The organism is Streptomyces sp. BV286, from assembly GCF_019090165.1.
Classification (GTDB): Bacteria; Actinomycetota; Actinomycetes; order Streptomycetales; family Streptomycetaceae; genus Streptomyces.
The window spans coordinates 79,269-91,309 of the sequence record NZ_JAHRIB010000031.1 but is presented as its reverse complement, the minus strand read 5'-3'; the positions used below and the strand labels follow the sequence as shown (position 1 = coordinate 91,309).

The following is a 12,041-nucleotide window of genomic DNA, read 5'->3' as shown; positions in this document are numbered from 1 at the left end:
GCCCTCAGCCGCTCACAGCGAGTCGAAATCCCCCGTGAGGGCCGAGGCGAGCCGCAGGTGGGGCTCGGCCTCGTCGCCGCGGCCCTGGCGCTGCAGGGTGCGGCCGAGCATGAGGCGGGCGTAGTGCTCCACGGGGTCACGCTCGACGAGCTCACGCAAGTGTGCTTCCGCCCGGCCCAGTTGGGCCGAGTGGTAGTACGCGCGGGCCAGCAGAAGGCGGGGCCCCACCTGCTCGGGCACCTCCTCGACCAGGCCGTCGAGAACGCGCGCCGAGGCGGCGTAGTCCTTGGCGTCGAAGAACATCCGGGCGCGCTCCCAGCGCTCCGCGGCCGTCCCGTGGTCGTAGTACGTCGTGTCCACGTCTGACCTCCTTCGACGGGCAGAACCGCCCGCATTCGTTGAATATTCCACGACTGGCGGGTGGCGGTGGAGGGTGTACGTCGAGTGGGTGTCCGAGGGGAGCCGACGCCCTGGGGGCGACGGCCGGAGCGGGTTCCGGGGCGTGTGCGCCGGTTCCCGGCCGGGCGACCGCCGACGGGCGCGGGGACGGCCTGACGGACCCTCCCCGGCAGGGCTAGGTTGTCCGCCATGAGCAATCTTGATCGCGAGGCGGTTCCCGCTCCGTGCGGCGGCCGGGGTTTCGTCGTGGCCGAACCGGTGCGCGAACTCCTCAGCCCCCGCCGCGTCAAGCTCGGCGAGTCCAGCGAAGTCCGTCGTCTGCTGCCCAACCTGGGCCGACGCATGGTGGGCGCCTGGTGCTTCGTCGATCACTACGGTCCCGACGACATCGCCGACGAGCCCGGCATGCAGGTCCCGCCGCATCCGCACATGGGCCTGCAGACCGTCAGCTGGCTGCACGAGGGGGAGGTGCTGCACCGCGACTCCACGGGCAGCCTGCAGGCGATCCGCCCCCGCGAACTGGGCCTGATGACCTCCGGTCGGGCCATCAGCCACTCGGAGGAGAGCCCCAGGCCGCACGCCCGTTTCCTGCACGGCGCGCAGCTGTGGGTCGCCCTGCCCGACAGCGACCGCCACACCGAGCCGCGTTTCGAACACCACAGCGAGCTGCCCGTCGTGACGGCCCCCGGCCTGCGGGCCACGCTCATCCTGGGCGGCGTCGACGGGGCGGTCTCACCCGGGACGACGTACACGCCGATCGTCGGGGCCGATCTGACGCTCGATCAAGGTGCCGACGTACGACTGCCGTTGGAGCCGGACTTCGAGTACGCCGTGCTGTCCATGTCCGGCGAGGTCCACGTGGACGGGGTGCCGCTGCTGCCCGGTTCCATGCTCTACCTGGGCTGCGGCCGCTCCGAACTGCCCCTGCGGGCCGAGTCGGACGCCGGCCTGATGCTCCTCGGCGGCGAGCCGTTCGAGGAGGAGCTGATCATGTGGTGGAACTTCATCGGGCGCTCCCAGGAGGAGATCGAGGCGGCCCGTCGGGACTGGATGGAGGGCTCCCGCTTCGGCGAGGTGAAGGGGTACGACGGTGGTCCGCTGCCCGCTCCCGAACTGCCGCCCCTGCCGTTGAAGCCGCGCGGAAGGGTGCGTTGACCTGAACGCTGCCCGCACACGGCCGGACCCGGTCGTGTGCGGGCAGTTCTGTTCGGTCCGAAACCGTTCCGCCCCGGGTTTTTCTGACGCTTCGTCAATATTTCTGCGGGCATGCCGCAGCCGCCCGCTGCTCAGCCAAGTGCGGCCAATGCCCCTTTTGCGTGTAGAGAAACCTACGAATCTGTGAATTCGGTGAACATCCTGTGGGCGCATACGTATCGAAGGGAGCTACGCCCACAGCGGAAGTCCTGCCGGCTCCGAAGATGTTTAGAGAGGCCTCATGAGACGCAACACGCGAAAGAGATCGAGGACTGCCGGTCGGACGGTAGGCGCGGTCGCCGCACTCGCCCTGGGAGCCGGCGGGCTGGCTGTTGCCAACATCTACGCCTCGGCCGACGAGAGCGGTACGTCCAAGGGCACCGCGCAGAACCAGGCGGCGGCCGGATCCTCCACCATCGACTGTCCCGACGTCGGGCAGCAGTTGAAGGACGTTCCCGCCCAGGCCCGCGCTCAGGTCGACCGGGAGCTCGCCCTGCTCGACAAGCAGATCTCCGAGGCCTACCAGCGTCTTTCCACGTCGCAGAGGGCGATCCAGCAGGACGCCAACTTCGCCCAGAACGCGATCGTCGGCCCGCTGAAGGACAAGCGGAAGGCGACGATCGACCGGATCGCCACCGCCATCGGCCGCGTGGCCGCCAAGCCGCAGGGTCTGGACGCCCTGGCGCCCTGCACGCTGCGCGCCACCGGCAACCAGCCCGCCGCCGGCCAGCCCGCGGGCGGCAACGGCAACCAGGGCGGCAACAACACCAACGCCGGACAGACCGGCAACGGCCCCGTCGCCGCCGACTTCGTCGACATCACCAAGGTCAAGGCGAACGTGAGTACGCCGGCCAGGTCGAAGAAGGCCTCGAAGGGCGTCTTCGTCAGCAAGTGCGGGGTGAACGCCAACAAGCTCTACAACAGCGACAACGTCATCGTCGCGCCCGGTGTCACCAACGGCGCCCACCACATGCACGACTACGTCGGCAACCAGGACAACGACGCCTTCTCCAGCGACCAGGACTTCGCCAAGGCCGGGACGAGCTGCCAGAACAAGGGCGACAAGTCCTCCTACTACTGGCCGGTGCTGCGCCTGCAGGACGGCACCAAGGAGTTCGACGCCGACAAGCTGGGCGGCGGCGCCGAGGGCAACACGGGCCGCATCCTGACGGCCAAGAAGGCCACGCTGGACTTCGTGGGCAGCCCGCGCGGCAAGGTCGTGGCGATGCCCAAGTTCCTGCGCATCATCACCGGTGACGCCAAGGCGTTCACCAACGGCACGGCCAACGCCAACGCCTCCTGGAGCTGCACGGGCTTCGAGAACAAGGTCCAGCTCAAGGACAAGTACCCGCTCTGCCCGGCGGGCAAGGACGTGGTGCGCACCTTCAAGTTCCAGAGCTGCTGGGACGGCAAGAACATCGACAGCGCCAACCACCGCACGCACGTGGCCTTCGCCGACGCGGCCGGCAACTGCCCGAGCGGCTTCCGGGCCATCCCGCAGCTGGTGCAGCGCCTGGTCTACGACGTCGACGCGCCCAGCCTGAAGGACAACGGCAAGACCCGCCCGCTGTTCGCCCTGGACGGCTTCCCGGAGCAGGCGCACAAGCCCGGCACCGACCACGGTGACTTCATCAACGTCTTCGACGGGAAGGTGACGAACAAGATGGTCCAGTGCATCAACACGGGACGCAGGTGCAGCTGAGCCCCCGAGGGCGGTCGGCGTCAGCATGTCGGACGGCGGCCGCCCGAGCGCCTCAACGCCTCCACCGGGCACCAGAGCCGGTGAGGTGAGGGGCAACGGCCGACGGCCACCGCCTGCTCCGTGAGTCCCGCAGGCGGCGCTGTCGCTGTGAGAGGTCTCGGTCATCCCCCTGGGCCGGACCGGTCGAGGGGGATGACTGCGTCCGGGGGCGATGCGCCCGGCCCTCCGCCCGGCAGCTATCGGACGGAAGTACCGCCGGGCGCCCCGGCGAGCTCGTCCCGGTGGCCGCCCGTCGACCGCCGGGCCAGCAGGCGCAGACACGCCACGGGCCGGTCCCGCACGGGGCGCCGGACCACCGAGGCGCCTCGGGCCGTCACCGACTCCAGCCGCTGATGGTGCAGGTCCAGCACGAAACGCATCAGCCGCCGGTGCTCGGCGGGGCAGTGCTCCAGCAGTACGCCGGCCTCGCGGAGCGTGGCACGCGCGGTCCGGGCGGTGGCCGCGATCAGCGCGCGTACGCCGGGCAGGTCGCGGCCCTGTTCGAGATCCTCGCGCGCGATATCGTACCGCTCGAGATCACTGACGGGCAGATACAGGCGCCCGCCGCGCAGGTCCTCGGACAGGTCGGTCAGGATGTCCGTCCGCTGGGCCGCGTCGGCGAACAGGCGGCAGCCCGCTGCGAACTCGGCGCTGCCCCCGCCGTGGTGGGCCAGACCCGAGGTGATCATCAGGAACGGCCAGGTGAGCTGTTCCACGTACCGCTGGTAGTCGTCCTCGGTGGCGAAGCCGGGGAAGTCGAGGTCGATCCGCGCGCCGTCCAGGTACGAGTCGACCCATCGGCGCGGCAGCTCCCGGGCGGCCGCGGTGTGCAGGAACGCCCGCAGCAGGGGATGCCCGGCGCTTCCCGAGTCCAGCGCGGTGCGCACCTGGGCGTCCCACGCGTCGTAGCGCCGGGTGCGCTCCGCGACCGTGCCCCGGTCACAGATGTCGTCGGTGAACGACGCGAACGCGTAACCGGCGAGCGCATGGGGCTGATGGGCCACGGGCACCATCAGGCGCACCGCCAGATATCCGGCCGCCTCCCGCCGCCACATGAACCGCGCGACCTTCGTGTAGTCGTCACGCAACACGCCCTGGTGCACCCCGGCCGCTTCCAGGCTCCTCCGCCAGGTCCGCACGTATATCTCCCCTGAGACAGCCACTTTTCACAACCAAAGCGACGCGCAGGCTATCAGTCACGTGATCTTCCAAGGACGGCAGGTCCTCGCCGTCACCGTCGCCTGCGGAGGGTGAACGCGGCGCCCGCCGTGATCAGGAGTCCCGCCGCGCCGCCCGCGATGAGGGGCAGGGCCAGGGCCTGGCTGCCGTTCCCGGAGGTGGGGGAGGAGACCGCCTCGCCGGGGGCGCTGGTCACCGTCTCGGACGGCTGCACGGGTGTGACGGCGACGTCGTCCGGAGCCTTCGAGGGCGTGGGAGTGGGGGTGGGAGCCGCCGTGGTCCGCGCCGCGGGGGATTTCGTCGGCGGCTCCACCGGCTTCGGAGTCGCGGAGCCGGCGGCTCCCGCGTTCTCCTTCGCGCCGGGGAAGACGACGTCCGAGCACGAGTAGTACGTGTCCGGTGTGCTCGAGTTCTGCCAGATCGTGTACAGCAGGTGGCGTCCGGTGCGGTCGGAGGGCAGCTTGCCCCTGATCCGGTAGGCGCCGTTCACGAGCGCGGGGTCGGTGGCCGTCGCGAAGGGCTGCGACGCCAGGTCGGACCACTTGAGCGGTGCGGCCGGGTCGTAGCCCTCCTTCGTCAGGTACAGCTTGAACGTGCCGGTGTGCGGGATCGTCGACCGGTAGGTGAGCGTCAGGTCCGCCCCGGCGCCGAGCCGCGTCGCGGGCCAGTCGGTGCGGGCCAGGTCCAGGCCCCGGTAGGCGGCGATGCCCGCACTGCACAGCTTGCCGTCGGGGACGACCTGCCGGTCCCGGCCGTCGACGCCCGCCAGCCGCAGGTTGTCGAAGGCGGCGATGCCGGAGGCGGCGGCGGCCCGGCAGGCCGCCGACCGCTCCTGCTGCCCGCCGGGGGAGCAGGCCGCCACCCTGCTGACCGGATCCGTCGGCGCCCCGTGCGCGGCGGCGGGCCCGGCGGCCCACACCGCGAGCAGGAGCGGGGCCAGCCCGGCGAGGGCGGCGGTGCGGTGTGCGGTCATGGGCGGAACTCCTCCTGGCACGGCAGACGGGTCGGGCCCGCTGCCCAGGAAGTACGGGGGAGGCGCGAAGACCGTTCAACTCCCCCGTACGGGCCATCACTACGCGCCGCCGGCCGCCCGCCCCGCTGGAATGGACCCGTGACCGCGCCCCCGGACGACTGCCTCGCGCGCAACGAGTGGATCTGCGGCGAATACCTGAGCACCCGCCGCGAGATTCTCCTCGACGCGGTCGGCCAGCACCTCCAGCTGACGGCCCTCTCCGTCCTCATCGGCCTGGCCCTCGCCCTCCCGCTGGCCGTACTGGCGCGCCGCTGGAGCTGGGCGGCGGGTCCGGTGCTCGCCGTCACGACGGTCCTCTACACGATCCCTTCGCTGGCCATGTTCTCGCTGCTCCTGCCGGTGTACGGGCTGTCGGCGGCCCTGGTCGTCGCCGGGCTCGTCCTCTACTCGCTGACCCTGCTCGTACGGAACATCCTGGCCGGCCTGCGAGCCGTACCCGAGGACACCCGGCAGGCCGCCCGCGGCATGGGATACGGGCCCGTCCGGCTGCTGCTCACCGTGGAACTGCCGCTCGCCCTGCCCGCCGCCATGGCGGGCCTCAGGATCGCCACGGTCTCGGCGGTGTCGCTGGCCACGGTCGGCGCGATCGTCGGCTTCGGAGGGCTCGGCAACCTCATCTACTCCGGGATGAACACCTACTTCAAGGCCCAGGTCCTCGCCGCGTCCGTGCTGTGCGTGGTCATCGCCGTGGCAGCCGACCTGCTGCTGCTCGGTCTTCAGTGGCTGATCACCCCCTGGACGAGAGCGAAGCGCGGATGACGGTCCTCACCGACGCCTGGGACTGGCTCACCGACCCGGCGCACTGGGCGGGCGACGACGGAGTCTGGCACCGGCTCGCCCAGCATCTCGTCCTGACCGTGGTCTGCCTCCTGATCAGCTGTCTGATCGCGCTGCCCGTCGCCCTCGTCCTCGGTCATCTCGGCCGGGGAGGCGCGCTCGCCGTCAACCTCTCGAACGTCGGCCGGGCCGTCCCCACCTTCGCGGTCCTCGTCCTGCTGCTGCTCACGCCGGTCGGTGACTGGGGCGAGGGCCCGACCGTGGTCGCCCTGGTGCTGTTCGCCGTACCCCCACTGCTCACCAACGCGTACGTCGGGATGCGGGAGGTCGACCGGGACGTGGTGCGGGCGGCCCGGGGCATGGGGATGACCGGACGGCAGATGCTGTGGCGGGTCGAGGCGCCGCTCGCGATGCCGATGATCCTCACCGGCGTGCGCATCGCGGCCGTGCAGCTGGTGGCCACCGCCACGATCGCCGCGCTGGCGGGCGGCGGCGGACTCGGACGGATCATCACCGCCGGCTTCAACCTGGCGAGTACACCGCAGGTCGTCGCCGGAGCCGTCCTCGTGGCCGTCTTCGCGCTGCTCGTCGAAGGGGTCTTCGAGGTCGCCGAGCGGCTGGCCCCGGGGCGGGGCACGCGGTGAGGCGCCGCGTCGCGTTCGCGGCCCTGCTTCTGCTGACCGGCTGTGCCTCCGGGCCGTCCCTGGAGAACCGTGGGGAGGTCACCGCACCTCCCGGCGACAGCAAGGACCTGACCATCGGCTCGGCGGGCTTCACGGAGAGCGACCTGCTGGCCACCATGTACGGGCTGCTGCTCGACCGGGCCGGCTACCGGACGACGGCGCTCACCGTCAACAACCGGGAACTGTACGAACCCGCCCTGGAATCGGGGCAGATCGACGTGGTCCCCGAGTACGCGGCGACCTTCGCCGACTGGCTGGGCGCCAAGACCAACGGGCCGGACGCCCCCGCCGTGGGCTCGCCGGACCTCGACTCCACGATGAAGGCCCTGCGGAAACTGGCCGAGCCCCGCGGACTCACGGTTCTGGACCCGGGCGAGGCGGTCGACCAGAACGCCTTCGCCGTCACCCGGGCCTACGCTCGCCGCCACGGCCTCAGGACACTCAGCGACCTGGGGAGGTCGGGCCTCGCGGTACGGCTCGCCGCGGGTGACGAGTGCGTGCAACGGCCGTACTGCGAACCGGGACTGAAGAAGACGTACGGCATCGACATCACCGCCGTCGACCCGAAGGGCGTGGGCACCACCCAGGCGAAGCGGGCCGTCCAGAGCGGCCGGGACCAGATGGTGCTCACCACCACGACGGACGCGACACTGGACGACTTCGGCCTCGTGCTCCTCGCCGACGACAGGCACCTGCAGAACGCCGACCACATCGTGCCGGTCGTCAACCGCTCCCGGGCGGGCGGCGAAGGCGTCTCCAAGGCACTGGGCCGGCTCAACCACGTCCTCACCACCGCCGACCTGGCATCCATGAACCAGCAGGTGGACAGCTGGCGACGGCTCGCCGAGGACGTGGCGCGGGCGTACCTGGAGAACAAGGGCCTGCTGAAGTGACGGACACGCGACGGCGGTGACGGCGGTGGCGCGGGCGCGGGAGCGGTCAGGCGTCCGCCACGGAGTCGAACTCCACCTGGCCCCGCGGCACACCGAGCGCGTCCGCGTCCACCGAACGCCGCAACGCCTCATGCAGCTTGGCCGGGGTCAGTACGCCGAGGAAGCGTGCCCCGTCCAGCACCGCCACCCATCCGGCGTCGTGCTGGAGCATCACACCGAACGCCTGCTTCAGCGGCGCTCCCACCGGAACCCAGGAGTTCATGCGGTGGGCGAGGTCGCCGACCGCACCACCCGCGGCGAGCCCCTCGGCACCCACCCAGCCGTGCAGATCGCCTCCGGAGTCCAGCACGACAGCCCACCGGGCACCCTCCGCTCGCAGCCGGGCAGCCGCCCGCTCGGCGGGCTCGTCGAGGCGGACGACCGGCGGCTGCTCCAGGTCGTCGGGCTCGATCTCCGTGACGGACAGCCGCTTCAGCCCACGGTCGGCGCCCACGAATCCGGCCACGTACCCGGTCGCGGGCCTGCCCAGCACCGCCCCGGGCGTGTCGAACTGCTCGATGCGTCCCTGCCCGTACACGGCGATGCGGTCACCGAGCCGTACGGCCTCCTCGATGTCGTGCGTGACCAGCAGCACCGTCTTGCGCACGGCCGCCTGCATCCGCAGGAACTCGTCCTGCAACTGCTCGCGCACCACCGGGTCCACCGCTCCGAAGGGCTCGTCCATCAGCAGCACGGGCGGGTCGGCGGCCAGCGCCCGCGCCACCCCGACCCGCTGGCGCTGACCGCCCGACAGCTGGTCCGGATAGCGCGAGCCGAACGTGCCGGGGTCCAGTCCCACCAGGTCCAGCAGCTCGGCGGCCCGCTCCCGGGCTTTCGCCTTCTTCCAGCCCACGAGTGTCGGTACGGTCGCCGTGTTGTCGAGGACGGTGCGGTGCGGGAAGAGGCCCACCTGCTGGATGACGTATCCGATCCGTCGCCGCAACCGCACCGGGTCGACCGTCGCGATGTCCTCGCCGCCCAGGAGGATCCGGCCTGAGGTCGGCTCGATGAGGCGGTTGACCATCATCATGGTCGTCGTCTTGCCGCAGCCGGACGGGCCCACGAGCGTGACGAGTTCGCCCTCGGACACCTCGAAGGAAAGCCCGTCCACGGCGGTCGTACCGTCCGGATACCGCTTGGTGACGTCTTCGAACCGGATCATGACCTCACGCTAACCGCGTCGGTCACTCTCCGCTCACCAGCACCACCTCCAGGGTGCGCGGACCGTGCACCCCCTCGACGCGGTCGAGTTCGATGTCACTGGTGGCGGAGGGCCCCGAGATCCAGGTCAGCGGGCGGGCCGGGTCGACGCGCTCCAGCCCCTGGGGCACGGAGGACACGACCTGGCCGGGCACGCGTACGACGCAGATGTGGTGGTCCGGGACCAGGGTGAGCCGGCGGCGGCCCTGGTCCGGGCCCCCGTCCAGCACGATGGTCCCGGTCTCCGCGATGGCGACGGCGCAGGCCGTCACCACGCTGTCGACGCGGTCCAGTTCGGCCGGGGTGTCCGCGGCGCTGTCGGGCACCCGCGTGACGTCGGTGGCCGCGAGCCACTCCGGATCCAGGCCCGTCGGTACGGCGACCGACGCCGAGCCCCGCCCGGCCAGCAGCCGGGCGATCGTCGCCGCGAGTTCGCCCGCCGCGCAGCGGTGCACGATCGCCCGGTAGTCCGCCAGGTTCTCCGCCAGCAGATCCACCGTCTGCTCGGCACTCCGGTTCCCGTGCTCGCGCAGATACCCGCGCTCGACGGCCCGGTCGTACGGCGTGTCGTCCCGGGGCACGTCCGCGAGCGCGCGTCGCACCCGGGCCAGGATCAGGTCCCTGCTGCTCACTTCGACGAGTCCTTTCCGCCGTTCGTCCGCTGCCACCAGTCACGGAACGGCTCCGCGGGCACCGTGGGCAGCGCACGGGTGTCACTCCACGCCTTGCCCGGCCCGGGCAGCGACCGTGGATGGAAGCGACGCGTCCGGGACGCGAGCCGCTGGCCGGTGCGCATCGCGCCCGGGCGGCCGAAGGCCCACCGGGCGGCGCGCATCGCCGCCCGCTCCGCGGCGTGCCCCTTCGCGGGCTTGACCATGACTCTGGCGCCCTCGCGGGTCACGGGACCGCCCTGGACGATCCGTTCCCGCAGGTGCACCAGTACCTCCGGGATGTCGATCGCCACCGGGCACACGTCGTAGCAGGCGCCGCACAGCGACGACGCGTACGGGAGCGAGGCGTCGATCTCGCTCTGCGTGCCCCGGAGCTGAGGGCTGAGGATCGCGCCGATCGGGCCCGGGTAGACCGACCCGTACGCGTGGCCGCCGGCCCGCTCGTACACCGGGCAGACGTTGAGACACGCCGAGCAGCGGATGCAGCGCAGGGCCTGGCGGCCGACCTCGTCGGCGAGGGTGTCGGTGCGGCCGTTGTCGATGAGGACCAGGTGGAAGGTCTGCGGGCCGTCAGCCGTCGCGGAGTCCGTCGTGCCCGTCCAGGTGGAGGTGTACGGGTTCATGCGCTCGGCGGTGGAGGAACGGGGGAGGGTCTGGAGGAAGACCTCCAGGTCCTGCCAGGTCGGCACGATCTTCTCGATGCCGACGACCGAGATCAGCGTCTCGGGGAGGGTCAGGCACATCCGGCCGTTCCCCTCGGACTCCACGACGACCAGGGTGCCGGTCTCGGCGACCATGAAGTTGGCGCCGGAGATGCCGACCTTGGCGCGCAGGAACTTCTCGCGCAGGTGCAGTCGCGCGGCGTCGGCCAGTTCCGCGGGTGTGTCGGTCAGTCCCTCGGGCGCCGGGCGGCCCCACTCGCCCATCTCGCGCGCGAAGATGTCGCGGATCTCGCCGCGATTGCGGTGGATGGCGGGGACGAGGATGTGGGAGGGCCGGTCCTTGCCCAACTGCACGATCAGCTCGGCGAGATCGGTCTCGTAGGCGCGGATGCCCTCGGCTTCGAGCGCCTCGTTGAGTCCGATCTCCTGCGTGGCCATCGACTTGACCTTGACGACCTCGCTCTCGCCGGTGGCCTTGACGAGGTACGTGACGATCCGGTTGGCCTCGTCCGCGTCGGCCGCCCAGTGCACGGTGCCGCCCGCCGCCGTGACCGACTCCTCCAACTGCACCAGGTACCGGTCGAGATGACGGAGCGTGTGGTCCTTGATCTGCTTGCCGGCTTCCCGCAGCTCGGCCCAGTCGGAGACCTCCGCGACCGCGTTGGCCCGCTTGGCGCGGATGGTGTGGGTGGCGTGACGCAGGTTTCCGCGCAGGGTCTCGTTGTGGACGGCTTCGTGCGCCGCCTTCGGGAAGGCCGGCATCCCGACGAAAGTTCCACCGCTCATGAGCCCGGCTCCTGTCCGCAGTCCCTGTTCATGCCGCCGGCTCCTCCTCCGTGCTCGCCAGGATCTCCGCGATGTGCACCGGGCGCATGCCCGTCCTGAGCCGGGTCATGGTGCCACCGATGTGCATGAGGCAGGAGTTGTCGGCGGCGCACAGGACGTCGGCGCCCGTCGACTCGGCGTTGCGGACCTTGTCCGCGCCCATCGCCGCCGATACGTCGGAGTTCTTGAGGGCGAAGGTGCCGCCGAAGCCGCAGCACTCGTCCGCGCCCGGCAGCTCCTTCAGGTCGAGGCCCTTCACGGACCGGAGGAGCCGGTGCGGCCGGTCGCCGAGGCCCAGACCACGCAGGCCGTGACAGGTCGGGTGGTAGGTGACGGTGTGCGGGTAGTACGCGCCCACGTCCGTCACCCCGAGCACGTCCGCCAGGAACTCCGTGAGCTCGTACGTCCTGGGCACGACCGGTGCGAGGGCGGCGGCGAGGCCGTCGCCGCGGCCCTCGGCGCGCGCCCGCTCGCCCATGCGCGGGTACAGCTCGCGCACCATCGCGCCGCACGACCCGGACGGGGTCACGATCGCCTCGTACTCACCGAAGACATCGGAGAAATGCCGGGCCAGCGGTTCCGCCTCGTGCCGGTATCCCGTGTTGTAGTGCGCCTGCCCGCAGCAGGTCTGCGCCATCGGGAAGTCGACGTCGACGCCCAGCCTGGTCAGCAGTTTCACCACGGCACGGCCCGTGTCCGGGTAGAGCGTGTCGTTGACACAGGTCAGGAACAGGGCGACACGCAT

Annotated in this window: 12 protein-coding genes; 5 read left to right on the top strand and 7 right to left on the bottom strand. The window is 71.3% G+C overall.

Going from position 1 to position 12,041, the window contains the following annotated elements:
• Positions 1–12: 12 nt before the first annotated feature.
• Positions 13–360 (bottom strand): tetratricopeptide repeat protein, encoded by a 348-nt coding sequence (locus KUF83_RS04925; protein ID WP_217453293.1) that lies wholly within the window; start codon positions 358–360, stop codon positions 13–15.
• Between the two features lie 228 nt (positions 361–588).
• Here KUF83_RS04925 and KUF83_RS04920 point away from each other — a divergent pair, with 228 nt between their 5' ends.
• Both KUF83_RS04920 and KUF83_RS04915 read left to right on the top strand, forming a co-directional pair.
• Complete coding sequence (locus KUF83_RS04920) at positions 589–1,554, top strand: pirin family protein (protein ID WP_217453292.1); 966 nt, start codon at positions 589–591, stop codon at positions 1,552–1,554.
• Positions 1,555–1,834: 280 nt separating this feature from the next.
• Positions 1,835–3,295 carry a DUF1996 domain-containing protein gene (locus tag KUF83_RS04915; RefSeq protein ID WP_217453291.1) on the top strand — a complete coding sequence of 487 codons (1,461 nt, stop codon included), beginning with the start codon at positions 1,835–1,837 and terminating at the stop codon, positions 3,293–3,295.
• A 236-nt stretch (positions 3,296–3,531) separates the two neighbouring features.
• On the opposite strand, the gene KUF83_RS04910 is transcribed toward KUF83_RS04915, so the two are convergent.
• Positions 3,532–4,473 (bottom strand): squalene/phytoene synthase family protein, encoded by a 942-nt coding sequence (locus KUF83_RS04910; protein WP_217453290.1) that lies wholly within the window; start codon positions 4,471–4,473, stop codon positions 3,532–3,534.
• Positions 4,474–4,565: 92 nt separating this feature from the next.
• A complete protein-coding gene (locus KUF83_RS04905) occupies positions 4,566–5,486 on the bottom strand; it encodes a lytic polysaccharide monooxygenase (RefSeq protein WP_217453289.1) in 921 nt (306 codons plus the stop codon).
• Positions 5,487–5,624: 138 nt separating this feature from the next.
• Here KUF83_RS04905 and KUF83_RS04900 point away from each other — a divergent pair, with 138 nt between their 5' ends.
• Genes KUF83_RS04900 through KUF83_RS04890 form a run of 3 tightly spaced genes read left to right on the top strand, consistent with a single transcriptional unit; the run spans position 5,625 to position 7,899 of the window.
• Positions 5,625–6,305: an ABC transporter permease gene (locus tag KUF83_RS04900; RefSeq protein WP_217453288.1), complete on the top strand. Its 681-nt coding sequence runs from the start codon at positions 5,625–5,627 to the stop codon at positions 6,303–6,305.
• Entirely contained in the window at positions 6,302–6,967 is a 666-nt protein-coding gene (locus tag KUF83_RS04895; RefSeq protein WP_217453287.1) for an ABC transporter permease, read from the top strand. The genes KUF83_RS04900 and KUF83_RS04895 overlap by 4 nt, the downstream gene beginning before the upstream one ends.
• A complete protein-coding gene (locus KUF83_RS04890; protein ID WP_217453286.1) occupies positions 6,964–7,899 on the top strand; it encodes an ABC transporter substrate-binding protein in 936 nt (311 codons plus the stop codon). Before KUF83_RS04895 ends, KUF83_RS04890 begins: the two co-directional genes overlap by 4 nt.
• 46 nt (positions 7,900–7,945) lie before the next feature.
• Here KUF83_RS04890 and KUF83_RS04885 read toward each other — a convergent pair whose 3' ends face one another.
• Genes KUF83_RS04885 through KUF83_RS04870 form a run of 4 tightly spaced genes read right to left on the bottom strand, consistent with a single transcriptional unit; the run spans position 7,946 to position 12,041 of the window.
• Positions 7,946–9,100 (bottom strand): ABC transporter ATP-binding protein, encoded by a 1,155-nt coding sequence (locus KUF83_RS04885; protein WP_217453285.1) that lies wholly within the window; start codon positions 9,098–9,100, stop codon positions 7,946–7,948.
• Between the two features lie 22 nt (positions 9,101–9,122).
• Entirely contained in the window at positions 9,123–9,770 is a 648-nt protein-coding gene (locus KUF83_RS04880; RefSeq protein ID WP_217453284.1) for a lactate utilization protein C, read from the bottom strand.
• Positions 9,767–11,233, bottom strand: coding sequence for a LutB/LldF family L-lactate oxidation iron-sulfur protein (locus KUF83_RS04875; RefSeq protein ID WP_217453328.1), 1,467 nt, complete (start codon positions 11,231–11,233; stop codon positions 9,767–9,769). The genes KUF83_RS04880 and KUF83_RS04875 overlap by 4 nt, the downstream gene beginning before the upstream one ends.
• A gap of 52 nt (positions 11,234–11,285) precedes the next feature.
• Entirely contained in the window at positions 11,286–12,041 is a 756-nt protein-coding gene (locus KUF83_RS04870; protein ID WP_217453283.1) for a (Fe-S)-binding protein, read from the bottom strand.

Excerpts from the sequence above, each read along its gene's own strand:
- KUF83_RS04920 (WP_217453292.1), top strand. The coding sequence starts at position 589 with ATGAGCAATCTTGATCGCGAGGCGGTTCCCGCTCCGTGCGGCGGCCGG.
- KUF83_RS04915 (WP_217453291.1), top strand. The coding sequence starts at position 1,835 with ATGAGACGCAACACGCGAAAGAGATCGAGGACTGCCGGTCGGACGGTA.
- KUF83_RS04905 (WP_217453289.1), bottom strand. The coding sequence starts at position 5,486 with ATGACCGCACACCGCACCGCCGCCCTCGCCGGGCTGGCCCCGCTCCTG.
- KUF83_RS04895 (WP_217453287.1), top strand. The coding sequence starts at position 6,302 with ATGACGGTCCTCACCGACGCCTGGGACTGGCTCACCGACCCGGCGCAC.
- KUF83_RS04885 (WP_217453285.1), bottom strand. The coding sequence starts at position 9,100 with ATGATCCGGTTCGAAGACGTCACCAAGCGGTATCCGGACGGTACGACC.
- KUF83_RS04875 (WP_217453328.1), bottom strand. The coding sequence starts at position 11,233 with ATGCCGGCCTTCCCGAAGGCGGCGCACGAAGCCGTCCACAACGAGACC.
- KUF83_RS04870 (WP_217453283.1), bottom strand. The coding sequence starts at position 12,041 with ATGCGTGTCGCCCTGTTCCTGACCTGTGTCAACGACACGCTCTACCCG.